This is a genomic window from Plantibacter sp. MPB07, from assembly GCF_046619465.1.
Classification (GTDB): domain Bacteria; phylum Actinomycetota; class Actinomycetes; order Actinomycetales; family Microbacteriaceae; genus Plantibacter; species Plantibacter auratus.
Genome location: NZ_CP177043.1, coordinates 3,819,487 through 3,843,072, shown reverse-complemented (window position 1 = coordinate 3,843,072; position 23,586 = coordinate 3,819,487). Strand labels below are relative to the sequence as shown.

Genomic DNA, 23,586 nt, shown 5'->3' with positions numbered 1-23,586 from the left:
GACCGCATGTCCATCGTCACCCGTACCGCCCAGACCGACGCCCCCATCCTCGACGTCCTCGCCGACCGCTGGAGCCCCCGCGCCTTCGTGAGCGAGCCCGTCGCCGCAGCGAAGATGGCTTCGGCCCTGGAAGCCGCGCGTTGGTCGCCGAGCGCCAACAACGTGCAGCCCTGGCGGTTCATCGTCGGCACCAAGGGCACCGCCACGTTCGACACGATCGCTGAGCAGCTGGTGGCCTTCAACCGCGGTTGGGCCGCTCAGGCCGGCGCGCTCATCGTCGCCGTCGCCGAGACGCTCGACGACGAGGGCAACGAGCGCCCCTGGGCCATCTACGACCTCGGCCAGGCGATGGCGCACCTGAGCATCCAGGCCCACAGCGACGGTCTCTTCGCGCACCAGATGGCCGGCTTCTCCGCCGACGGCATCCGCGAGGCGTTCTCGCTGCCGGACGGCCTCGTGCCGTTCACCGTCACCGCGCTCGGCGAGCTCGGCGAACCCGAGCTCCTGCCCGAGGGCATGCTCCGCGACCGCGAGACCGCTCCGCGTGAGCGTCGTCCCCTCGCCGACCTCGTGATCGTCCAGGAGTAGTCCGCTCGGTTCCTGCACCACCACGCTGCGCAGTCCGGTCCGCCGGGCTGCGCAGTCGTCGTTCGCGGGGCTCATTGTCGTCGTAACCGGTCCCTGAGCACCATCCCCGGTCCCTGCCCTTCGACAGGCTCAGGAACCGCGTGTCGACAGGCGTATCCGTCGCGCCGCTACAGCCCCGCGACGAGGTTGATGACGGTCGCGAGGATCACGGAGCCGAAGAGGTAGGACAGCAGGGTGTGCTTGAGCACGGTGCGACGCAGCTCGCTGGACCGCAGCGTCGTGTCGGAGACCTGGTAGGTCATGCCGAGGTCGAACGAGAGGTAGGCGAAGTCGCTGTACTGCGGCGCCTCCTCCTGGTTGAAGTCGATACCGCCCTCCGGCGCCGCGAAGTACATGCGCGCGTACCGCAAGGTGTAGATCGTGTGGATGAGCGCCCAGGAGAGCGCCACGCTCACGACCGCGAACCCGGCGAGCACGCCCTGCTCGACCCCGGAGGACGCCCTCGCCTGCAGGATGACGACACTCAGGGCCACGAGGCTCCCGACACTCGCGAGCACGATGAGCACCTCACTCGTCGTCCGCCCGGGCTCCTCCGAGGTCGCGTGTTCGCGCGTCCGCTCCGGGCCCATCCGCCAGATGCGGATCCAGAGGGAACCGACGAAGACCACACACGTGGTCCCCCAACCGGCGAGGATCGCTCCGGCCCAGAACCAGTTCAGGCCGACGATCACGCCCACGGCGACACCGACGAGGGCGGAGACGGTCAACCGGAGCTTCGCGCCGTGCCGCACCATGATCGTTCCGGACGTCGATGAGCTCACGAGCTGATCGTGGCACCGTCCGTGGAGCGCATGACGCAGGCTCGCGGCCGACGCCGCACCTCACACCGCTTCGACGAACAACTCCTCCAACTCGGCGAAGACGCCGACGGCGAGGCGCTCGAACTGCTCGGCGCTCAGCCGGATCGTCTCGCCCGGGACGAGGCCGGTGAACGACGTCCCCTCGGCGTACTGCAACACGGTCCCCACCGTGAACACCCGGTCGTGGTCGAGGATCGACGCGACGATGAGTTCGAGCTCGTTGAGCGCCCCGGGACCCTTCCCGAGCACCGAGCGCACCCGGTGGACGAACGGCCGATCGAGCACCAGGGTGAGGCCGGTGAAGAACTCGGGGTCGACCACGGCCAGCGCTGCGGGGTCCGCTCCGGCCTCGGCCAGCGTCTCCCGTCCGGCGACGAGCGCGGCGATCATCGTCTTCGCCTGGTCGACCTCTCGCTGTTCGAAGGTCTTGCGTCCCAGCATGGGTGTCTCCTCGGCGTCGCGGATCGGGTGCGCTTCACGCTACTCCCCGGCACGCCCGGATCACAGCAGGCCTCGCGCGTCCGTTGGTCAGGCCTGCTTCCGCTCGCGACGCGGGACGTGGAGCGACACGACGCAGGCGTCGCGGTTGATGCGACGGACCCGCGCCCGCCAGATGAGTGCGAACGCGACGACGAGCACGACCATGGCCGGCACCACGAGCGCCTTGAGCACCGGCATGCTCGGGAACAGCAGACCCCAGAGCACGGTGTTGCCGTCCCAGAGGCCGTGCATGACCGCGACGAGCAGGTAGGTCAGGAGCACGCCCACGGTGATCCGGAACCGGCCGTTGCGCGTGGCCGCGAACAGCGCCGCAGCGAACAGCGCCGTCCACAGCGGGTGTCCGACCGGGTCGAAGATCGTCCGGGCGAACGCGGCCCCGGCCGCTTGGAACGCCGGGTGCGAGAGGATCGTCTCGAGTGGTGGCGAACCGGCGGTGAGCTTCTGGGAGGCTTCGACCCCGTCCGCCCACCCTTTCCCGATGTACCAGAGGTTCTCGAGGACGGCGAAGCCGATCCCGACAGCGCCGCCGACGAAGAGCCCGCCCCGGGCGGTCTTCACCGGCAGCCGCCACGCCACGATCACGACGGCGATGATCTTCGCCAGCTCCTCGGCGACCCCGGCGAAGAACAGCCCGATGTCGTGCGGGTTCTCACCGGCATCGGTCGCGGCGACGCCGATGAGGGAGTCGAAGGTGCTGCCGAGCGTGATGGCGATGAAGCCTCCGACCAGGACCGCCCAGAGGAGCGTCGCCGTCGTGACGCCGTCGCCCGACTGGAGACGTCGGGCCATGATGAGCAGCAGGGTGGACGCGGCCAGCCCCGAGCCGAGCAGGATCCACGCGGGGATCACCGCCGGGTTGCCGAGGAGGACGTGCGGCACCAGTAGTAGGAACAGCCAGAGCGCCAGGCCGCCGAAGAAGAACCAGGCAGGGGCGTGTGCGTGACGCCAGAGGGGCACTGTGGCGTCGCTGGTCTCAGGCGTCGTGCTCGGGGCTGCGTGTGACATCGGGTCCTCTCAGGGCGCGCCGACCGGGCCCACCGCGAGGATCACGCTAGTGCGCGGCATCCGTCGCGCACCAGGGGTTTCCTCCCCCACTCGGGGGCCACTGTCAGCGCGGTGCTGTCGCGCGAGCGCGGGGCATACGCGTGAGCGCGCCCCTCCGGAGGGGCGCGCTCACATCGGTGGGTCGCGCTCGGGTCAGCGCACCGCGCTGGCCGCACGCAGCCGGCTAGGCCGGAACCACCGCGCGCTCGACCGTGAGGCCGTCGCCGTCGCTCGCGAGCCCGACGTGGACGGTGTCGCCGTCGCGGATCGACCCGTCGAGGATCGCCCGCGCGAGGCGGTCGTCGATCTCCCGCTGCATGAGTCGACGCAGCGGACGCGCGCCGTACATGGGGTCGTATCCGCGCTCCGCGAGCCACGCGCGGGCGTCGGGCGTGACGGCGAGGTGGAGCCGACGCTCACCCAGTCGACGCTGCAGACGGTCGATGTACAGCTCGACGATCTGGCCGAGCTCCGCCTCGCTGAGCGGCTGGAACACGACGATGTCGTCGAGACGGTTGATGAACTCCGGCTTGAACGCCTGGCGCACGAGCTGCTGCACCGCCTCCTCCTTCTGCTCGAGGGAGAGCGAGGCATCCATCAGGTACTGCGAGCCGAGGTTGGAGGTCAGCACGAGGATGACGTTCCGGAAGTCGACGGTGCGCCCCTGGCCGTCGGTCAGCCGACCGTCGTCGAGCACCTGCAGGAGGATGTCGAACACCTCGGGGTGCGCCTTCTCGACCTCGTCGAGCAGTACGACGGAGTACGGGCGTCGACGAACGGCCTCGGTGAGCTGCCCGCCCTGCTCGTAGCCGACGTACCCCGGAGGTGCACCGACGAGCCGGGAGACCGAGTGCTTCTCGCCGTACTCGGACATGTCGATGCGGACCATGGCCTTCTCATCGTCGAAGAGGAACTCGGCGAGCGCCTTCGCCAGCTCGGTCTTGCCGACGCCGGTGGGGCCGAGGAACATGAACGAACCGGTCGGGCGGTCGGGGTCGGAGATGCCGGCCCGGGTGCGCCGGACGGCGTCGGACACGGCGGCGACCGCACGGTGCTGCCCGATGAGTCGGCGGGACAGCTCCTGCTCGAGGTGCAGCAGTTTCTCCGTCTCGCCCTGCAACAGGCGACCGACGGGGATGCCGGTCCACGCGGCGATGACAGCGGCGATGTCCTCGGCGGTCACCTGGTCGTTGACCATCCGGGGCTCGCCGTCGGTGTCCTGCTCGGCCGACTCCGCGAGCGCGAGTTCGCGTTCGAGCTGCGGGATGTCGGCGTAGAGGAGCTTGGACGCCTGTTCGAGCTTGCCCTCGCGCTGGGCGCGTTCGGCCTTGCTCCGGGCGGCGTCGAGCTGCTTCTTGAGGTCGCCGACCCGGTTGAGGCTCGCACGCTCGCGCTCCCAGCGCGCCTGCAGCTCGCCGAGCGCGGCCTGGCGGGTCGCGAGGTCCTCCCGGAGGCGGGCGAGGCGCTCCTTGGAGGCGTCGTCCTTCTCCTTCTTCAGGGCGAGCTCCTCGAGCTTCAGGCGGTCGACGCTGCGTCGCAGTTCGTCGATCTCGACGGGTGCCGAGTCGATCTCCATGCGCAGTCGGCTGGCAGCCTCGTCGATGAGGTCGATCGCCTTGTCGGGCAGCTGCCGCGACGTGATGTAGCGGTTGGACAGGGCTGCTGCGGCGACGAGCGCGTTGTCGGCGATGGCCACCTTGTGGTGCGCCTCGTACCGCTCCTTGAGGCCACGGAGGATGGCGACCGTGTCCTCGACGCTCGGCTCACCCACGAACACCTGCTGGAAGCGACGCTCCATGGCGGCGTCCTTCTCGATGAACTCGCGGTACTCGTCGAGCGTGGTCGCGCCGATGAGCCGGAGCTCACCGCGGGCGAGCATGGGCTTCAGCATGTTGGCCGCGGCGACGGACCCCTCGCCGCCACCGGCGCCCATGAGGACGTGGAGCTCGTCGATGAAGGTGATGATCTGTCCGTCGGACTCGTCGATCTCCTTGAGCACCGCCTTGAGGCGCTCCTCGAACTGCCCGCGGTACATGGCACCCGCCACGAGCGCGGAGAGGTCGAGGGAGATGAGCTGCTTGCCCTTGAGGCTCTCGGCGACGTCGCCCGCGACGATGCGCTGGGCGAGGCCTTCGACGACGGCGGTCTTGCCGACGCCGGGCTCGCCGATGAGGACGGGGTTGTTCTTGGTGCGCCGCGTGAGCACCTGGCTCACGCGGCGGATCTCGGCGTCGCGGCCGATGACCGGATCGAGCTTGCCGGAGGCGGCGATCTCGGTCAGGTTGACGCCGTACTGCTCGAGCGCGCTGCGCTGATCCTCTTGCTGAGGCGTCTGGCCTGCTGGCATGGGTACGGTCTCCTGTTCAAAACTTGAGTTGATGTGACTCAAGTTTACCACCGCCACTCTCTGCCGACAAGATGCGATCGGCAGGTGATCTCCAGCACATCGAAGGGTAGGCTTACCTATCGATGCCTCGCCTCAGTGAACAGACCCCCGACTCGATCTTCATCCTCCTCGCAGCCGTCGTCCGGCGCATCGAGCAGGTGAGCCCGAGCTATCGGCGGTTCACGTTCACGGGCCCCGAGGTCCAGCACATCGCGGACAACCGTCACGACCAGCGCATCAAGCTGCTCTTCCCGCTGCCCGAGACCGGTTTCGACGAGCTGCCGATGCACGACGACTGGTACCAGGCCTGGCGACTGCTGCCCAACGACAAACGCCACCCGATGCGCACGTACACGATCCGCGAGGTCCGGCCCGAGCTCGCCGAGTTCGACGTCGACATCGCGCTGCACGGCCGCGTCGGCCCCGCGTCCACCTGGGCGATGGACGCGAAGGTCGGCGACGAGCTCGTCGTCAACGTCCCGAACGCCCGGTCGGCCGTCCCGGCCGGCGGCATCGACTGGCACGCGCCGGCCACCGTCGACCAGGTGCTCCTCGCCGGCGACGAGACGGCCCTGCCCGGGATCGCCGGGATCCTCGAGCGCCTGCCGAGCACCGCGCGCGGGATCGCGGTCGTCGAGCTGCCGCACGAGGACGACATCGCCGCGCTGTCCACGAAGCCCGACGGGGTCGAGGTCGTCGTCCTCCCCCGCGGCGACCAGCCCGTGGGCACCCTGCTCATCCCCGAGGTCGAGCGCATCGCGAGCCGCCTCGCGCCGAGCGTCGACACCGCCACGATCGCCACGCAGCCGGCACTCGAGGACGTCGACGTCGACACCGAGCTGCTCTGGGAAGCGCCGGTCAACGCGACCGGAGGCCCCGTCCTCGAGAGCGCACCGCTCTACGCGTGGCTCGCCGGAGAGGCGTCGGCCATCAAGACGCTCCGCCGACACCTCGTCTCCGGGTGCGGCGTCGACCGCAAGTCGGTCGCGTTCATGGGCTACTGGCGACACGGCAAGGCCGAAGACAACCGATGAGCCGGTGAGCGCCGACCTCGACAGCCTGCGGCTCCCGACCGCGGCCGCCCGCGCACGAGAGGCGTCGACCGGTATCGCCCGATCGACCGCGTCGCGCTGGCTCCTGCTCGTCGCCGCGCTCGTCGTGCTCGCCGCCATCGCCGCGGGCAGCCTCTTCATCGGCTCGGGGACGATCAGTGCCGCCGAGGTCTGGCGGGCACTGTCACAGGGCGGCGACGACACCAACGCGATCCTCGTCACCGGGTTCCGGGTGCCGCGCATGCTCCTGGCCATCGGCGTCGGTGCGGCGCTCGGCCTCGCCGGAGCGATGATGCAGGCCGTCACGCGGAACCCGCTCGCCGACCCCGGCATCCTCGGCGTCAACGCCGGGGCGTACATCGCGGTCGTGCTCGCCGTCGCCATCGCCGGCACCGCCGACCTGAGCTCCTACGTGTGGTGGTCCTTCGCCGGCGCGGGCCTGGCCTCCGTCATCGTGTACGTGATCGGCTCCCGGGGCCGCGCCGGGGCGACCCCGGTGCGTCTCGTCCTCGCCGGTGTCGCGCTCTCCGCAGCGCTCCAGGGGGTGACCTTCGCCATCACGATCCGCAACCCCGACATCTTCGACAAGATCCGCTTCTGGCAGGCCGGCTCGCTGCAGAACCGCCAGATGGACGTGTTCCTCGGGGTGCTGCCGTTCCTCATCGTCGGGGTCGTCCTCGCCCTCGTCGTCTCCCGGTCACTCAACGCCGTCGCCCTCGGAGACGACCTCGCGACCTCACTCGGCACGAAGGTGCTCCGGACGCGGGTGCTCTCGGTCGTCGCGATCACCCTGTTGTGCGGCTCGGCCACCGCGGCGGCCGGACCGATCGCCTTCCTCGGACTCATGTCGCCCTACCTCGCCCGGGCCGTCGTCGGACCGGACCAGCGCTGGGTACTGCCGTTCACGATGGTGTTCGCGCCGATCATCTTCCTGCTGTCCGACCTCGTCGGGCGGGTCGCCGTCCCCGGCGAGATGCCGGTCGGGATCGTCACGGCGTTCGTGGGTGCCCCGCTCCTCATCGTGCTCATCCGCCGTTCGAAGGCGCAGGGGCTGTGACCGCGGTCGCCGAGCCGGGCCGGCGCACCGTGCGGATCGGTCGGGTCAGCTGGGTGGTCCACCGGCGTGAGCTGATCGTCGTCGGCGCCCTCGTCGCCGTCGTCGTGGGGGTCGGCGCCTTCGCGCTCACCCAGGGCGAGTACCGCATCCCGCTCGACAAACTGCTCGCCGCGTTCACCGGCACGGGTTCGGAGAGCGTCGTCCGCATCGTGTTGGAGTGGCGCCTGCCGCGGGTCGTGATCGCCGTCGTCGGCGGGATCGCTCTCGGGCTCTCCGGCGCGATCTTCCAATCGATCACCCGGAACCCACTCGGCAGCCCCGACATCATCGGGTTCAACTCCGGCGCGTTCACCGGCGCGCTCATCGTCACCCTCGTCGTCGGCGGGAACTATGCGGCGATGGTCTCCGGGGCGTTGATCGGCGGGCTCGCGACGGCCCTCGTCGTCTACCTCCTCGCGTGGTCCCGGGGCGTCCAGGGGTTCCGGCTCATCGTGATCGGCATCGCGGTCAGCGCCGTCCTCAACGCGTTCAACGACTACCTGCAGCTGCGGGCGGACCTCAATGCCGCCATAGCCGCTGCCAGCTGGGGCATGGGTTCGCTCGCCGACCTCGGGTGGCAGGACGTCGTGCCCGTGACGATCGCGGTCGCGGTCCTCGTCCCCCTCCTCGCGCTCATGTCCCGCCGACTCGGCATGCTGGAGTTCGGCGACGACATCGCGAGCGCCCTCGGCATCCCGGTCGAACGCACGCGGCTGCTGCTGCTCGTGATCGGCGTCGCCCTCACCGCGACCGTCACCGCGGTCGCCGGCCCGATCGTCTTCGTCGCCCTCGCCGCACCCCAACTCGCCCGGCGGCTGACGAGGTCCGCCGGCATCACCCTCGTCCCCTCGGCCGCCATGGGTGCGGCGTTGCTCCTCGTGAGCGACGTCGTGGCCCAGCGGATCATCGCCCCGGCCGCCCTGCCGGTCGGTGCGGTGACCGTGACCCTCGGCGGCATCTACCTCATCGCCCTGCTCATCACGCAGGCGGGAAAGCGCTGACATGAAGACCGACACCCCCACCACGAGACTCGCCGGAACCGGCCTCCGCGTCGGCTACGACCAGCGGACGATCATCCACGAGCTGGACATCGCGATCCCCGACGACTCGTTCACGGTCATCGTCGGCCCGAACGCCTGCGGCAAGTCGACGCTCCTGCGTGCCCTCGCCCGGCTGCTGAAGCCGACGCAGGGACAGGTCGTGCTCGACGGTCAGGAGATCACGCGCTACCCGTCGAAGGAGGTCGCGAAGCGCATCGGGCTGCTGCCGCAGACGTCGATCGCGCCCGACGGCATCTCGGTGATCGACCTCGTGTCGCGTGGCCGATACCCGCACCAGTCGATCCTCCGACGCTGGTCGGCGGCCGATGAGGCGGCGGTGCTCGCGGCGATGGAGGCGACGAACGTCACGGAGCTGTCCGGTCGCCTCGTCGACGAACTGTCCGGCGGCCAGCGCCAACGGGTGTGGGTGGCGATGGCCCTCGCTCAGGAGACGCCGTTGCTGCTGCTCGACGAGCCGACGACCTTCCTCGACATCACGCATCAGGTGGAGCTGCTCGACCTCTTCACCCGGCTCAACCAGGAGGGTGGCCGCACCCTCGTCGCGGTCCTGCACGACCTCAACCAGGCGGCGCGGTACGCGACGCACCTGATCGCGATGCGCGACGGTCACGTGGTCGCGCAGGGTGCGCCGGCGGACATCGTGACGGCCGAGCTCGTCGAGGAGGTCTTCGGGCTCCGCTGCCGGATCATCGACGACCCCGAGTCGCACACGCCGCTCGTCATCCCGCTGATGGGCGCGCACTGACCCGTGTTTCTGGCCGGCGTCAGCGCGGTGCGCTGGCGTGAGCACGGGTTTGCAGGCGTGGGCGCGCCCCGCTGACGTGAGCGCGGGCCTACGGAGGGGTGCGCTCACGCCGGTGGGGCGCGCTCACGAGGTGGATGCGTCGCGATGTCAGCAGCCGATGGCTGGTTTGCCGGGGCGGCAGGGTTTGTCGACGCCGACGGTCGAGTTCCGCACGATCTGGACCGTGTGGGGTTCTTCGGTCGGGATCGACAGGGTTCCGACGACGGGAAGCCACCCGCTGTCGCCGATGCGGTACTCGGCGGCGTACTCGACCTCGACGGTGATGGTCTTCGTCCCGACCGTCGTGTAGCGGTGGCTGGTCGGGGTCTTGGAGAACTCGGCCAGTCCGAGGGCGGCCCAGCTGGATCCACCGGTCCGGACGGTCGCACTCTCGCCGTCGCCGTAGTCGAAGGTGAATCCGACGGGGATGAAGTTCACCTCTGCGACCTGGCCGAGGAGCGTGCCGGTGCGGGTGTGGCCGGAGGCGCCGGCGATGACGTTGGTGTGGAGCCCGCGGACACCCCAGGCGGCGGGTTCGGTGGTGACGGTGGGTGCGGCGGGGGCGAAGCTGGCGACGTCGCGGATCGTGACGGGGGCCGCCGGTGCTGCTTCGAGGTCGGTGCCGAGGTCGCCGGGGGTGAAGGTGTAACACTCGTCTGGCCGCATGAGGCTGCAGACCGTCCGCTCTCCGTTGGGCCCGTCGGTCACGCCGGGTGGCAGCTCGGCTGAGCCGCCTCCTTCGTCGTCGCCTCCGCCCGTTCCGCCGCCGGAACCACCGCCAGTGCCCGGGCGTTCGACGCTGCCACCGATGTCGACCGAACCGTTACCGATGCAAGCGCCGATGGAGTGATCCAAGTCCGAGCACTGCGCAGCTACCGCCGCAGTCCCAGGGCCGAGTGCGAGGATGAGACCAAGGACCAGCGCCCAGGCGGTAGGCACCGTCGGACGGTGAGATTCGTTCAGTCGCATTGGTCCTTCTCCTTCTCCTTGGAATTCACGAAGAGCGATCGATCTGCTTCTCGGTACGCGATGTCGACTGACCAGAGCGACTGGGTCGCACGATCGGCTGAAACAACAGACGCCCCGGCGCTATCGAGTACCTGGACACTCGAGATATCGACACAGACGTCTGCACGAGCGACGATCTGGAGGGAGTCCGGGTGGGGCAGCCAGAGGTCGAGGACGACCGATTGGATCGACGGCGTACCGGTGACGGCGTACCCCAGCTCTGCCGATCGGCGATACCCGTCGATCTCCACCTGAGCGACGTCGTCTGATGCCAGCGTCGAGATCCGTTCCGGGTTCGCTCCGCCTTCGGCAAGGATCTGGAACGAGAGCTCCTGGAAACGCTGATACGTATCGGTCACGGCCGCCAGCGCCTGTTCCTCGTTCTCGAAGACCGGCGGCGAGCGCTTCGGAGGCGGCGCGGGTTCAGGTCCCGTGCACGCGGTGAGGGCGAGCAGTCCCGCCGTGAAGACGATCGTAGAGACAGAGCGAAAGCGCGAGGTCCGTGGCATCCCTCGACGCTAAGCGCGCCCAGACTCCCGCCCGGGGTTATCCACAGAGCAGATATGCCTACACCGACATATGCCGCGCAAGTGGTCCGTGTGCCAGCGCGATGCGCTGAAGCGAGCGCACCTCAGGGGACGTGAGCGCGGGCCTCCGGAGGGGTGCGCTCACGTCAGAGACCCGCGCTCACGTCAGCGCACCGCGCTGGCCGAAGCACAAGCGTTACCGGGACGTGACTTGGGAAGCTTAGGCTTACCTCATACCCCACGTCTTCAACGGAAAGCAGAACATGCGCCGCATGACCCGCACCCTCACCGCCGTCGCCGCCCTCGCGGTCGCAGGCCTCGCCCTCGCCGGCTGCACCGCCGGGTCCTCCACCGACGACGCCTCCACCGGCACGCTCGGCACCGTCGACACGATGTTCGGCGAGGTGACCGTCCCGGAGCCCGCCGGCGACCTCACCGTCGTCGCCCTCGGCTGGTCCGACGCGGAGATGGCGCTCTCCCTCGGCGTCGTGCCCGTCGGTGTCTACGACTGGCAGTCCTTCGGCGCCGACAACAAGGCCGTCGGCCCATGGGCCACCGACCTGTTCGGCGATGTCACCCCCGAGATCATCGAGGACAGCGGCGACACGGTCAACTACGAGCAGATCCAGGCGCTCGAACCCGACCTCATCCTCAACACCCGGTCCGCCGGCGACGAGAAGCAGTACGAGCGGCTCTCGGAGATCGCCCCGACCGTCTTCGCACCCAAGGGGACCGCCGCGTTCGCGACCCCGTGGGACGTCCAGCTCGAGCAGGTCGCCGCCGCGCTCGGCAAGACCCAGGAGGGCGACGCACTCGTCTCCGCCACGAAGCAGTCGATCAACGAGGCCGCCGACCTCCACCAGGAGTTCGCCGGGCTCACCACCGTCGCCGCGACGAAGTTCGGCGACGCCTACGGCGCTTACCTCGAGGGCGACGGTCGCTTCGACATCCTCGCCGACCTCGGCTTCCAGCAGAACCCGGCCGTCCTCGACCTCGAGGCCTCCGGTTTCTACGCGGCGGTCTCCGCTGAGCAGGTGTCCGCGTTCGACGCCGACGTCGCCGTCCTCCTCCCGATCGGGTTCAGCGCAGCGGACACCACCGCCGACCCGCTGCTCGCGAGCCTCCGCGTGGTGCAGGACGGTCGCGCGATCGTCCTCGACCCCGCCGACGAGCTCACGCAGGCCTACAGCGCGGCGTCCGTGCTGAGCATCCCCGTCGTCCTCGAGCAGCTCGTCCCGAAGCTCGCCGAGGCCGCCGCCAAGGTCGCGAAGTAGGGTCCAGCCCACCAGCACCACAGCAGGAGATCCGCGCGAGAGCCGGACGGAATCGCGTCTTCCGTCCGGCTCTCGCGCTGTTCTCCGGCTCTCACGCTGAGCGCCCCGACGCTCAGGCCGGCCGGGACAGCTTCCGCAACCGCGCGAACCCCAACGCCGCGACGATCACGAGCACCCCGACGAGCAGGACGACGGCCGCACCCGGCGCCACCGGCGCCAGCGCGGTCAACCCACCACCGACGAGGAGCGCCAGCAGGATGGCGTCCGACTGCCAGAGCAGGACGTTCAGCGAGGATGCGTCGCCGAACGGTGTCGGGACGGGCATGAGCAGCAGGATCGGCAGTGGTCCCTTCGCGGCGTCGAACGTCCGGAGCACGACGATCCACACCGCGAGCAGCAGCCACCACCCGAGCGGCTGGAGGAGGGTCATCCCGCCCGGTGCCGCGGAGGCGAGCACCCCGAGCAGGGCACCGATCCCTCCGATCACGACCGCGGCCAGCAGCGGGGCGACGGCTCCGGCGAGCACGAGCGAGCGGGGGCTCCGACCGTAGAGCGTGGGCGTCCCCGCGCTCTCGACCCCGTGTCGCACCGCGTCGCACCAGACACCCACCGCGAGGTAGGCGAGGAACGCCGCGGGGACGGCGAGCATCCACCGCACACCGTCCGGGAGCCCGAAGGAGAGACCGACCGCAGCACCGGACGCCGCCAGGACGAGGGAACCGATGGCGACGCGCCCGGGTGTCCGCCGAGCTCCCACGATCGACCGCCGGAGGACGACGAGCCAGAACGGCCCGGTCATCCGCAGCGGGACACGGCGACCGCTCGTCGGGGAGGCTCGCAGCCCGCCGACGGCACCCGAGGCGTCACCGCTCTGCAGCATCATCCCGACCCGCTGCCAGCGCAGCGCCTGGTCGAGGAGGGGTCCGCTCCGCAGTCCGTCCAGCGCCCTCGGGACGAGCAGGAGGGAGACAGCACCGAGCACGACGAGCGCGACAGCCGGCCACCACGACACCGGCACCCCCACCGACGCGAACCAGCCACCTCCACCACCCCAGGTGAAGAGCCGCGCCCAGTCCCCCGTCGCGAGTGCACCGCCGAGCACCATGGCCTCGATGCCACCGGCCACCGGCGACCAGAGGAGCCCCAGCCATCCCCACGGCGAAAGGAGCAGCATGCCCGGGACGAGGAGACCCAGCACCCCGCCTGCACCGGCGACGATGACGACAGCGGCGACCGTCCGTCGCGAACCGTGCTGACCGAGCAGCCACGCCACCGCGAGGAGCAGGGAGAAGCCCACGGCACCGATCACGAAGGCCACCACGGCGGCGGGCACGGTCGGTCCGGTCATGCCGATCACCGAGGCCGTGTCGGCGGGCACGCCGATCGAGACGGCGGCTCGCTCCCCCGGCACCAGGAGTCGCGACAAGCCGACCACCCCGGCCACGACGACCGAGAGTCCCGCGAGTGCGAGCGTGGAAGCGACGAAGGGACGACGCAGCGTGAGCCGACGCGGCAGTGGCGAATCGGCAAGGAACTGCACCGCCGCAGGCCTCGGCACGACCGGCCCTCTGGTCCGACCGCCGAGCACGACGACGATGGTCGCGATCGCCGAGAGCAGCGCGATCGCCCCGGGCCGGACGGCCGCCACGACGCCCGCGGCATCCGGCTCGATCAGTCCGAGGACCGCGAACCGCACGAGCGGAGCGCCCACGATGAGTGCGACGAGCAGCGCGGCGTAGACGACGAACGCGACGTCGGCGACCCGCGGACGCCCGTCGCGCGCGGCGAGCACCGCCCGGCCGGCGCGGAGGATACGACGGTCGTCGCGCGTGATGCGCCCGGAGCCGGTGCTCACGGGGCTTCGACCGTGATCGCCTCGTCGGCGACCCGTTCGACGAGCCCTGCGTCGTGGCTCGCGAAGACGATCGCCGCCCCTCGCTCCTTCGCGAGCAGGATGCGGTCGGCGACGAGGCCACGCCGCTCGGCGTCGAGGCGCTGCTCCGGTTCGTCGAGCACGAGGACGTCGAAGGGCCGGACGAGCGCCGTCGCCAGGGCGAACAACTGCGACTGACCCGAGGACAGCTCGGTGGCGAAGCGGCGCGCGAGCGTGTCGATGCGCAGGGCCGCGAGCAGCTCGTCGGCGGCGTCGTCCGCCGCCTGGCCGGTCACACCCCAGGTCGTCGAGATGTAGCGCAGGTGTTCGCGCAGCGTCAGGTCCGGCGCGTAGGCCGGGGTGCCGATGAGGGCGGAGACGGAGCGACGCACCGTGCGGTCGCGGTCGTCGATGGTCCGGCCGCCGATCTTCGCCGTCCCGCTCGACGGACGCAGCCGTCCGCTGAGGATCCGCAGCAGGGTCGTCTTGCCCGATCCGTTCCGCCCCCGGACGGCGAGCGCCATCCCCCGCTCGACCCGGATGTCCGTGGGCGCCAGCAGGGTCTCCCCGTCGATCACCGCGCCGACGCCGTCCGCCTCGATCAGCGGCTGCATCGCGGCAACCGACTCCCCCTCGTGTCCCGACATCGTCCCATCCTCGCAGGCGTCCGCCGAGGTGTCCTCCACCGCACGGCGGATCGCGCGGTCGGGCGTCGGGGCTCAGCACGTCGGTCGAGGGTGCAGAATGCAGAGCATGGGAATCGTCACCGGGCGCCGGAACGCGCGTCCGCCGAAGCAGCGCCGCGCTGGCGGACCACCCGAGGGCGACGCCTACGACGAGGTCGTGCGGGAGATCCGAGCCGGACGTCTCGACGCCGACGCAGGCGCCGAACGACTGATCGAGCGGCTGACCGACGCGGAGCTCCTCGGTCTGCTCGACGGCGACTCCCCGCGCCGACTCCTCCCGCTGATCCCCGTGCTGCTCCACCGGCGTCCGTTCGTGGCCGGAGCCGTCCCCCGGCTCGGGATCCCGGGGGTCCGGTTCAGTGACGGCGCCCGCGGTGTCGTCATCGGCGAGTCCACCGCATTCCCCGTGACGATGGCGCGGGCGGCCACCTGGGACCCGGTGCTCGAGGAGCAGGTGGGTGAGGCGATCGGTGCGGAGACGCGGATCCGCGGGGCGAACTACTCGGCGTCCGTCTGCGTCAACCTGCTCCGCCATCCCGCGTGGGGGCGCGCACAGGAGTGCTACGGCGAGGATCCGGTGCTGACGGGCCGGATGGGGTCGGCCATGACCCGCGGCGTCCGCGTCCACACGATGGCGTGCGTGAAACATTTCGCGCTCAACTCCATGGAAGACGAGCGGTTCGAGGTCGACGTCTCGGTGGACGACCACGCACTGCACGAGGTCTACCTGCCGCACTTCAAGGCCGTGATCGACGCCGGCGCGGACTCGGTCATGAGCGCGTACAACCGGGTGCGGGGCGAGTACATGGACGTCAACCGTCCGCTGCTCACCGAGGTGCTGCGGGAGGAGTGGGGCTTCACGGGCTTCGTGACGAGCGACTGGGTCTTCGGGACCCATGACGCGGTCGGCAGCCTGGAAGCCGGGATGGACGTGGAGATGCCGCTCCGCCTGCGACGGGCACACGAGTTGCCCGCCGCCCTGCGGGCCGGCACCCTCCACCACGCCACCGTCCTGCGCTCGGCCCGGCGCATCCTGCGGACGACCCTCCTGCACGCCGCGACCCGCACCGAACCGCAACCCTCGGCGGACGTCGTCGCCGGCTCGGCCCACCGCGCGCTCGCCCGACACGTCGCCGAGGAGTCGATCGTGCTCCTCGCCAACCGCCCGGTCGACGACGGCGTACCGCTCCTCCCCCTGTCGGCGACGACCCGTCGGATCGCGGTGGTCGGCCGTCTCGCGGACCGGGCGAACCTCGGCGACCACGGCTCGTCGCGCGTCCGTCCGCCGACCACCGTCTCGCCGCTGCAAGGGCTCCGTGAGGCACTCCCCGACACGCAGATCACGACCACCCCGGCCGGGAACGTGCGGGCCGCGGTCGCTGCGGCGGTGGCAGCCGACACGGCCATCGTCGTCGTCGGCTTCGATCAGCACGACGAGGGCGAGTCGGTCGTCACCGGCGGCGTCGACGTCGGCGTCCTCGGGGCGGCCCTGGACTCGGGTCGACTCCGTAGCGCCATCACGGGCGTCGCGCACCTCGCGTCGCGGTTCGTGCGCGGCGGCGATCGCACTTCGCTCCGGCTCCGGCCGTCGGACGAACGCCTCATCCTGGCCGTCGCCGCAGCCAACCCGCGAACGGTCGTCGTGCTCATCGGCGGGAGCGCGATCCTGACCGAGGCCTGGCGCGACCGGGTCCCGGCGCTCGTCCTCGCCTGGTACGGCGGGATGGAGGGTGGTCGAGCGCTCGCCGACGTCCTGACCGGTGTGGTCGAGCCCGGCGGGCGACTGCCGTTCGTGATCCCGACCGATCCCGCACACCTGCCGCCCTTCGACCGCGAGGCGAAGGCCGTCGTGTACGACGACCGCTGGGGACAGCGGCGGTTGGACGAGGAGGGTCACACGCCGGCTTTCCCGTTCGGCTTCGGCCTCGGGTACACGACGATCGACCACCGCCTGCTCGGGCACCGGTTCGACGACACCGGTGGGACCGCCGAGGTCTTTGTGACGAACACCGGTCACCGCGAGGGGTCGACCGTCGTCCAGCTCTACGCCGCCGACACCGCACTCGAGCGACCGGTCGCCCAGCTCCTCGGGTTCCGGAAGGTGACCCTGCAGGCGGGCGAGGAACGCGTCGTCCGGGTCGTCCTCGATCCGACACCGACGCTCGAACGCGACCCGGTCACCCGCCGCTGGTCACCCCGCACCGGCGACTGGGCACTGCAGGCCGCCCAGCACAGCCCGTCGACCTGGGCGGACGCGACCCCGCTGCGGAACGGTGACAGCGACCTCGACGACGACCCCGCCCGACTGCCGGGCACAGCCGGCTGACCCGACCCGATCAGCTCGGGCCGGCCGACTCGAGGTCGGCGAGACCCTCGACCCGCACGGCGAGCTCCTCATCCCGTCCGAGGACGGCGCGGAGCAGGCGCTGCGAGTCACGCCGGACGGAGAGCACCGCGTCGTCGCGTCGCAGCACGAGGGTGCCGTCCGGCCCGGTGTAGCGCTGCTGCAGGTCGTCCAGCTCACCGGCCCGGAGCAGCGCGACCGTGCTGGACGCCGCCGGGTCGACGAGACGCACGAGGGCCGACTCGCCCTCGAGCTCGCTCGCGACCACCCGCCGGGCGCTCGCGTCGAAGATCGTCTTCTGCGCCGCCCGGGTCACGACGAACGGTCGTGCCGGACCGTCGAGCAGCCGGTCGACGACGTCGCGGGCCGCGTCGGGGCGACCGACCCGTCGGGCCGCGGCCTGCATCCGCGCCAGACGACCCGGCTCGCCGAGGATCCCGTCGATCTTCCACCCGATCGTCGTCGCGGTGTTGCACCGGACGGCGGCACCCTGCTCCATGAGGTAGTCGCCGTTGCGGACCTCCTGCCCGGGGATGGGGTTCACGAGGACCATCGGCAGACCGGCGGCCATGCACTCCGACGCCGACAGTCCTCCGGGCTTGCCGATGAACAGGTCGGCTCGGCGCAGGAGCCGCGGCATCTCGTCGGTGAAGCCGAGCACGGTGTAGCGGTCGTCGCCGGGCGCGATGAGGTCCTCGACGCTCCGCCGCAGTGCCTCGTTCCGCCCGCACACGATCGTCGCGGTGAACGGCGACCGCAGGTGCAGCGTCTGTCGGACGACCGCGAGCGCGTAGTCACCGCCGGACGCACCGGCCGAGATGAGCAACATGGGCGGTGCTGCCGGGTCGCGCTCGGCCGGGGTGCTCGGCTGGGCGGCGATGGGGATCCCCGAAGCCACGACGCGGTCGGGCGGGAGACCGAGGGCCGTCAGCTGGACCCGCCCCTCCTCCCGGGCGAGGAAGAGCGCGTGGAAGGCGCTCGTCAACCACAGCCCCTGGAAGTCGTAGTCCGTGGTGACGATCGCGGTCCTGGCGTCGACGGCGCCGCGGAGGATGAGGGAGGCCAGCAACTGGGCCGGGAGGAAGTGGGTGCAGATGATCGCCGTGGGTCTGAAGCGTTTGATCGCGCTGACCACCGGCATCGCGTTCGCCCGCGTCCAGGGGTCGAGCGGGCCGCGACGACGAAACGGTGCGTCGCTGAGGTCGTAGCCCCACTCCACGAGCCAGGGCGTCTCCTCGACGAGCACGAAGTACCCCTTGCCGAGGACGTCGCGGTACAGGGAGGTGCTCGCCTGCAGGACGTCCAGCACCTCGACCTCGGTGACGTCGGGACGCCCGGCACACGCCTGTTCCACGGCGGCGGCGGCGCTGTTGTGTCCGGACCCGACCCCGGCCGACAGGATCAGGACGCGTTCGCCGCCATCCGGTCCGGGGTGCTGCTTCGATGTCCTGCGCATGAGCCGATGCTAGCGCGCGGCCTCCGGCGCCAGGGCTGCCTCGTACAGGCTGATGAGGCGGGTGGTCTGCGTCGACTGGCGCAGGGTGCGGGCGAGGCCCGGTGCGACGACCGGTGCGGTACCCGCCTCGATGTCGGCGACGGCGCGGCGGATCGCTTCGGCGAGCGCCTCGACCCCACCGTCCGTCGGCTGCCACATCGAGTCGGCCGGGAGCTCCGCCGCGATGTTCGGGTCGCTGATGATCGACGGCGTGCCGAGTGCGGCCGCCTCGAACACGGTCATGCCCTGCGTCTCGAACCCGATCGACGTCTGCACGAGGGCGTCGGCGTCGGCGATGGCGCGCAGCGAGTCGGGGTACGAGACACGACCGGCGAAGACGACGTGGTCGGCGAGGTCGTGTTGTGCGACGAACGCCTGGGCCTTCGCGAGCAGGAGTCCGGCCCCGTACAGGCGGAACACCGCGTCGACGTCCGCGAGCCGGACCGCCTCGAGGAACTCCATGAGCCGCTTCTCCTGGCTGAAGCGGCCGATCCACACGAACGACGGAAGTCGGTGCGGCACGTGGAGCGTGGTCGCGCGTTCGTCGAGGATCTCGTCGAGCACCGCGTCGTCGACGCCCGTCGACAGGACCTCGGCGTGGGCGGTCACCCCCTGCTCGCGGAGCACGCGCGCGAAGTGGTGCGACGGCGCGATGACGACGGCCGCACGCTTGGCGAACTCCTGCAGGTAGGACCAGACGCCGGTCGGCAGGGTCGAGAGCCGCGGCCGGAGGACCCGGCGCTGCCACCACGACAGGGCTCCGACGACGAGGCCCGGCGCCGGCATGGTCTGCTCGATGCCGACGTCCATGCGGTTGTGCATGGTGTGGAGGGCCGGGATCCCGTGCCGTTCGGCGTAGCGGTAGGCCGTGAGCGCCTGCCAGAAGTCGGCCTGCACGTGGACGACGTCGACCGGGGGTAGCTCGGCCAGGCGTGCGTCGAGCCAGCGGTCGGTGAGCCGGCCTGGCACGGTCATCGAGTACTCGCGGTCGAGCGTGATGGGGATCGAGGGAGTGTCGAGATAGTGCGGGTCGTCGTCGTGCTCCTGGTGCATCCGCGGCGAGCACACCGTGACGGTGTGCCCCGCGGCCTCCAGGAAGCGCCGCTGCAGCCGGATCGAGACCTGGGCCCCGCCGGACGACTCGGGGTGCTGGTCGCTGAAGACGAGGATGTGCATGGTCACCAAGGCTACCCGTGGCACCCGGGTCGCAGGTGTTCGGCGCCGCGACTCAGGCTTCGTCGAGGACGGCGACGATCGACTCCTGCAGGTACCCGAGCCAGGCGTAGATCGCCATCATGAGCTGCGGATCCTGCTCGTCGTCCGAGCTCGTCGGAGACGGGTCGAACGGCTCCGCGTCGTCCTCCTCGATGCCGAGTCGAGCCGCGATGGTGAGCCGGGTGTCGTTGAGGAACCGCAGCCAGGTCCAGGCTGTCTCGCCCTCGAGGGTCACGGCTGCACCGTCCTCGTGCCCGACCGGGACGTCCGTCGGCTGAGCCGCGTCGGACGCGTCGGCGGTGAGCGCCGCCAGGACGGTCCGCGCCGCGGTCACCTTGCCGCCGACGAGGTCGTCGGCGGTGAAGCGTCGGAACTCCGCGGCGGCCTCGGGGTCGTCGCGGTACCCCTCCGGCACCAGTCGCGCCATGGCGGGGTCGAGCTCCACGGCGGTCGCCAGCCCGGCGCGCGTCGCGTCCTCGAGCATGTCGACGAGCTGGCTCGCCAACTGTTCGAGGATCGAGGTCTCCTGCTCGTCGAGACGGAGCACGACGGGTCCGACGGGCGGACGGACGAAGGCGCTCATGCGTCGGCCTTCGCGAGCGAGGCCCAGAGCCCGTACCCGTGCATGGCCTCGACGTGGCGCTCCATCTTCTCGCGGTTGCCGGTCGCGACGACCGCACGGCCCTCGTGGTGCACGGCGAGCATGAGTCGCTCCGCCTCCTCGTGGGTGTAGCCGAAGTAGCTGCGGAACACGAGCGAGACGTAGGACATGAGGTTCACCGGGTCGTTCCACACGATGGTGACCCACGGCTGCATGGTGAGGGTCGCCTCGTCGACGATCGGCTGGTCGAGGATCTGCGCCATCCTCCAAGCCTCCCACGATGCGTGCCGCAGCGCCTCCCTGCCGGGGTCCGACTCAGGAAGCGGACGGTGCGCCGGCGCGCGGCTGGCGGAGCGGCAGGGTCACGGTGAAGGTGGAGCCGCGGCCCGGGCGGCTGGACACGGTGATCCAGCCATGATGCGCCTCGGTGATGGACTTCACGATCGACAGCCCGAGGCCGACGCCGGGCCGCGCGTCGTCGCGGACCTCCCTGGCCCGGAAGAAGCGGTCGAAGAGCTGCCGCTGGTCGTCCGGTGAGATGCCGATGCCGGTGTCCGCGACGTTCACGGTGCAGGTCTCACCGTCCACTGCGACGGTCACGACGACCCGCCCACCTCGCGGGGTGTACTTCACCGCGTTCGACAGCAGGTTGTCGAGGACCTGGCGGAGCCGGCCACCGTCGCCCTCCAGTTCAACGTGCGGCGGGACCTCGGCTCGGACGACGACACCGGCCTCCGACGCCTGCGGCAGGATCGCTCCCACGCTCTGCCGGGCGATGTCGGCGACGTCGGTGAGGGCGATCCGCACCCGCATCTCGGCGTCGCCCGCCGCGAGCAGGTCGCCGATGATCGCGTACAACTGCTCCGCGTTGCGCTGGATCGTCGAGACCTCGCGCTCGAGCCCGAGCTGCCGCAGGTCATGTCCCTCGGTGAGGAGGTCGAGGTAGCCGATGATCGACGTCAACGGGGTGCGGAGTTCGTGGGACACGTCGATGAGGAACGCTTCCCGCAGCGCCACCGCGTTCGCGAGGTCGGTCACGTCGTGACCGACGGTGATGGTGCCGACGAACGTGCCGTCGTCGGTGTGCACCTGTCGCGCGTTCCCGATGATGGCGCGCTGGTCGCCCGGCTCCCCCACCCAGTACAGATCGCCGCGGAAGCTCTCTCCGCGCAGCGCCCGGTTGATGACCTGCTCGTCGGGCCGCAGCCGGGTCTTCCGGTCCGGTCCGTAGACGTGGACGCCGGCGCGGGTCTTGGGGTCGAACCCCGCCAGTCGGGCCTGCTCGTACGTGGCCTCATTCCGGAGCGCCACCGTGCCGTCGGGCCGGAAGAAGGCGACGGCGGCGTCGACGGATTCCGAGACCGTCGTCGCGACGGCCGCCGCTTCCGTCGCCGCGGCGAGCGCGATGCGCGCGCGTCCCTCGTGGGCGCGGAGCTGGCGCGCGGCCAGGTGCACGGTGACGGTCATGATGAGGACCAGGGCCGGCAGGATGCAGATCGCACCCCACCCGCCAGGCGTCGTCGGCCACGCTCCGGCGCGCGCGACCGGCACCAGGGAGACGAAGATCGCTCCGAACACCGGCACGGGCAGTGCCGAGACCCCGAACCCACCCGCGAGCCAGAGCACCGGGATCACGATGAGGAGACCCGACGTCGGCAGGTTCGGCAGGGTGTCGCGGAAGAACCCGACGGCGAGGATGTCGATGGTCGGAACGAGCACGAGCAGGCCACGGAGCTTGCCTGACGGCGGCACGGCGAAGAGCAGGGACGTGGCCGCAGCGGTCAGGGACAGCCCGATGAGGAAGTCGGGCTCCAGCAGGGTCCACGTCGAGGTCAGGCCGATGTACAGCCCGAGCATCAGGATCGAGGCGATGAACGCGAACTGCGCACCTGCGAAGAGGTGGTTGGTCCGCGGCAGCGGTGCGGCTGCCGCGGCCGGGACTGCGATGCCGACGGTCGGTGGTGCGGGCCGTGGAGCGGCGGCAGGTCGAGCCGGGGCGGGCCGAGCCTGGCCCGGCTGCGTGGAGGCTGGCCGAGCGCCGCCACGATCACGGAAGCGTGGGTCCTGGGGCTGACGCTGGGCCATGGCTGCTCTCCGGAAGGGGACGAGCGATCACCGGGATCGGGTCGCTCACTCCCGAACCCTACCCGGTGAGCGCACCGCCTTCAGCAACTGTTGACAGTAGGCGGCTCAGGTCGGGAGTCGATCGGGCCGCTTGGGCGGGTACACCCAGGTGACCATCACCACCGAGATCATCATGAGGAGGAACCATGACACCAGCTTGGTGAGCGGGACGAGTTGCCAGCCGTCCTCCTGGTTCGGGTACAGCCAGGCGCCCGTGATCGTCCCGATGTTCTCGGCGATCCAGATGAAGCAGGCCACGAGCAGGAACGCCACCAGCACGGGCATGCGGTGCGTCCGACGGAACACGCGGAAGTGCATCATCGTCCGGGCGAACACGACGAGGACGGCTGCGAGCAGCACCCATCGCAGATCCACGATGAAGTGCTGGCTGAAGAAGTTCACGTAGATGCCGGCCGCGATGATCGTCGTGAGCCACACCCGTGGATAGCGGTCGAACCGGAGGTCGAAGAGCCGGTACACGCGGACCATGTACGACCCGACGGCCGCGTACATGAAGCCGGTGTACAAGGGCACGGAGCCGAGGTGCAGGACCCCGCCGCCGTCGTACTCCCACGACCCCACCCCGGTCTTGAACAGCTCCATGCCCGTCCCGACGACGTGGAACAGGACGATCACCCAGAGCTCGCGGCCCGTCTCGAGCCTGGTGACGATCATGACCACCTGGATGACGATCGCAGCGATGACGAGCGCATCGTTCCGGGCGAGCCAGACGTCGTCCGGGTACCAGAGGCGGGTGGCGACGATGACCGCGAGCATCGCTGCGCCGAAGATGCACGCCCATGCCTGTTTCGCCCCGAAGACGAGGAACTCGACGGCCTTCGCCCGTGCGCCGCCGTCGGAGGCGTCGCGCAAGAGCCGGTTGGCCCGGTCGTCGATCCAGCGCTCGACCACGGTCAGTTCGTGCTGGTCCACCCGACGTGCGTCGCGACCCGCTCCGTCTGCGGGGGTGGGCGGCTCGGACATCGGGCCAGCATACGGGCACACGCCGCGGCGGACCTGAGACGTCGGGACCGCCCCGACGCGGGCTGCGACGGGCAGCTCCTAGG

The 23,586-nt window shown here is 70.7% G+C and carries 21 protein-coding genes; 7 read left to right on the top strand and 14 right to left on the bottom strand.

Annotation, left to right across the window (positions count from 1 at the left end):
- Nucleotides 1–6 precede the first annotated feature (6 nt).
- Complete coding sequence (locus ACLIME_RS17995) at nt 7–588, top strand: nitroreductase family protein (RefSeq protein ID WP_079704973.1); 582 nt, start codon at nt 7–9, stop codon at nt 586–588.
- A 167-nt stretch (nt 589–755) separates the two neighbouring features.
- Here ACLIME_RS17995 and ACLIME_RS17990 read toward each other — a convergent pair whose 3' ends face one another.
- From ACLIME_RS17990 to ACLIME_RS17975, 4 genes are all read right to left on the bottom strand, one after another.
- Nucleotides 756–1,409: a DUF1345 domain-containing protein gene (locus ACLIME_RS17990; RefSeq protein ID WP_229940487.1), complete on the bottom strand. Its 654-nt coding sequence runs from the start codon at nt 1,407–1,409 to the stop codon at nt 756–758.
- Nucleotides 1,410–1,469: 60 nt separating this feature from the next.
- Nucleotides 1,470–1,889 carry a hypothetical protein gene (locus ACLIME_RS17985; RefSeq protein WP_411557812.1) on the bottom strand — a complete coding sequence of 140 codons (420 nt, stop codon included), beginning with the start codon at nt 1,887–1,889 and terminating at the stop codon, nt 1,470–1,472.
- An 87-nt stretch (nt 1,890–1,976) separates the two neighbouring features.
- Nucleotides 1,977–2,954: a PrsW family glutamic-type intramembrane protease gene (locus ACLIME_RS17980; protein WP_411557811.1), complete on the bottom strand. Its 978-nt coding sequence runs from the start codon at nt 2,952–2,954 to the stop codon at nt 1,977–1,979.
- Between the two features lie 223 nt (nt 2,955–3,177).
- A complete protein-coding gene (locus ACLIME_RS17975; RefSeq protein ID WP_121291528.1) occupies nt 3,178–5,340 on the bottom strand; it encodes an ATP-dependent Clp protease ATP-binding subunit in 2,163 nt (720 codons plus the stop codon).
- A 122-nt stretch (nt 5,341–5,462) separates the two neighbouring features.
- Here ACLIME_RS17975 and ACLIME_RS17970 point away from each other — a divergent pair, with 122 nt between their 5' ends.
- Genes ACLIME_RS17970 through ACLIME_RS17955 form a run of 4 tightly spaced genes read left to right on the top strand, consistent with a single transcriptional unit; the run spans nt 5,463 to nt 9,333 of the window.
- Nucleotides 5,463–6,413, top strand: coding sequence for a siderophore-interacting protein (locus ACLIME_RS17970; RefSeq protein ID WP_411557810.1), 951 nt, complete (start codon nt 5,463–5,465; stop codon nt 6,411–6,413).
- Between the two features lie 4 nt (nt 6,414–6,417).
- Entirely contained in the window at nt 6,418–7,488 is a 1,071-nt protein-coding gene (locus tag ACLIME_RS17965; protein WP_411557809.1) for an iron chelate uptake ABC transporter family permease subunit, read from the top strand.
- Nucleotides 7,485–8,528: a FecCD family ABC transporter permease gene (locus tag ACLIME_RS17960; RefSeq protein WP_411557808.1), complete on the top strand. Its 1,044-nt coding sequence runs from the start codon at nt 7,485–7,487 to the stop codon at nt 8,526–8,528. The genes ACLIME_RS17965 and ACLIME_RS17960 overlap by 4 nt, the downstream gene beginning before the upstream one ends.
- A gap of 1 nt (nt 8,529) precedes the next feature.
- Nucleotides 8,530–9,333, top strand: a complete 804-nt coding sequence (locus ACLIME_RS17955; protein WP_138946288.1) for an ABC transporter ATP-binding protein — start codon at nt 8,530–8,532, stop codon at nt 9,331–9,333.
- A gap of 147 nt (nt 9,334–9,480) precedes the next feature.
- Here ACLIME_RS17955 and ACLIME_RS17950 read toward each other — a convergent pair whose 3' ends face one another.
- Entirely contained in the window at nt 9,481–10,227 is a 747-nt protein-coding gene (locus ACLIME_RS17950) for a hypothetical protein (RefSeq protein WP_411557807.1), read from the bottom strand.
- 104 nt (nt 10,228–10,331) lie between these two features.
- Nucleotides 10,332–10,889 carry a hypothetical protein gene (locus ACLIME_RS17945; RefSeq protein WP_411557806.1) on the bottom strand — a complete coding sequence of 186 codons (558 nt, stop codon included), beginning with the start codon at nt 10,887–10,889 and terminating at the stop codon, nt 10,332–10,334.
- Nucleotides 10,890–11,179: 290 nt separating this feature from the next.
- Between ACLIME_RS17945 and ACLIME_RS17940 the strand changes: the two genes are divergently transcribed.
- A complete protein-coding gene (locus tag ACLIME_RS17940) occupies nt 11,180–12,181 on the top strand; it encodes an ABC transporter substrate-binding protein (RefSeq protein ID WP_411557805.1) in 1,002 nt (333 codons plus the stop codon).
- A 112-nt stretch (nt 12,182–12,293) separates the two neighbouring features.
- On the opposite strand, the gene ACLIME_RS17935 is transcribed toward ACLIME_RS17940, so the two are convergent.
- Complete coding sequence (locus ACLIME_RS17935; protein WP_411557804.1) at nt 12,294–14,036, bottom strand: hypothetical protein; 1,743 nt, start codon at nt 14,034–14,036, stop codon at nt 12,294–12,296.
- On the bottom strand, nt 14,033–14,701 hold the full coding sequence (locus tag ACLIME_RS17930; RefSeq protein ID WP_411557803.1) for an ATP-binding cassette domain-containing protein: 669 nt from the start codon (nt 14,699–14,701) through the stop codon (nt 14,033–14,035). Before ACLIME_RS17930 ends, ACLIME_RS17935 begins: the two co-directional genes overlap by 4 nt.
- A 106-nt stretch (nt 14,702–14,807) precedes the next feature.
- Here ACLIME_RS17930 and ACLIME_RS17925 point away from each other — a divergent pair, with 106 nt between their 5' ends.
- On the top strand, nt 14,808–17,066 hold the full coding sequence (locus ACLIME_RS17925; protein ID WP_411557802.1) for a beta-glucosidase family protein: 2,259 nt from the start codon (nt 14,808–14,810) through the stop codon (nt 17,064–17,066).
- Nucleotides 17,067–17,076: 10 nt separating this feature from the next.
- Here the strand turns inward: ACLIME_RS17925 and ACLIME_RS17920 are convergent, their stop codons facing one another.
- The 6 genes from ACLIME_RS17920 to ACLIME_RS17895 form a co-directional block, all read right to left on the bottom strand.
- Nucleotides 17,077–18,540, bottom strand: coding sequence for an MGDG synthase family glycosyltransferase (locus ACLIME_RS17920; RefSeq protein WP_079704961.1), 1,464 nt, complete (start codon nt 18,538–18,540; stop codon nt 17,077–17,079).
- Nucleotides 18,541–18,549: 9 nt separating this feature from the next.
- Complete coding sequence (locus ACLIME_RS17915) at nt 18,550–19,755, bottom strand: glycosyltransferase (protein ID WP_137242401.1); 1,206 nt, start codon at nt 19,753–19,755, stop codon at nt 18,550–18,552.
- Nucleotides 19,756–19,807: 52 nt separating this feature from the next.
- Nucleotides 19,808–20,377 (bottom strand): DUF2017 family protein, encoded by a 570-nt coding sequence (locus tag ACLIME_RS17910; RefSeq protein ID WP_079704959.1) that lies wholly within the window; start codon nt 20,375–20,377, stop codon nt 19,808–19,810.
- Nucleotides 20,374–20,658: an ATP-dependent Clp protease adapter ClpS gene (gene clpS, locus ACLIME_RS17905; protein ID WP_411557801.1), complete on the bottom strand. Its 285-nt coding sequence runs from the start codon at nt 20,656–20,658 to the stop codon at nt 20,374–20,376. The genes ACLIME_RS17910 and clpS overlap by 4 nt, the downstream gene beginning before the upstream one ends.
- Before the next feature lie 52 nt (nt 20,659–20,710).
- Complete coding sequence (locus tag ACLIME_RS17900) at nt 20,711–22,480, bottom strand: sensor histidine kinase (RefSeq protein WP_411557800.1); 1,770 nt, start codon at nt 22,478–22,480, stop codon at nt 20,711–20,713.
- A gap of 105 nt (nt 22,481–22,585) precedes the next feature.
- Nucleotides 22,586–23,503 carry a DUF817 domain-containing protein gene (locus ACLIME_RS17895; RefSeq protein ID WP_411557799.1) on the bottom strand — a complete coding sequence of 306 codons (918 nt, stop codon included), beginning with the start codon at nt 23,501–23,503 and terminating at the stop codon, nt 22,586–22,588.
- Nucleotides 23,504–23,586 lie beyond the last annotated feature (83 nt).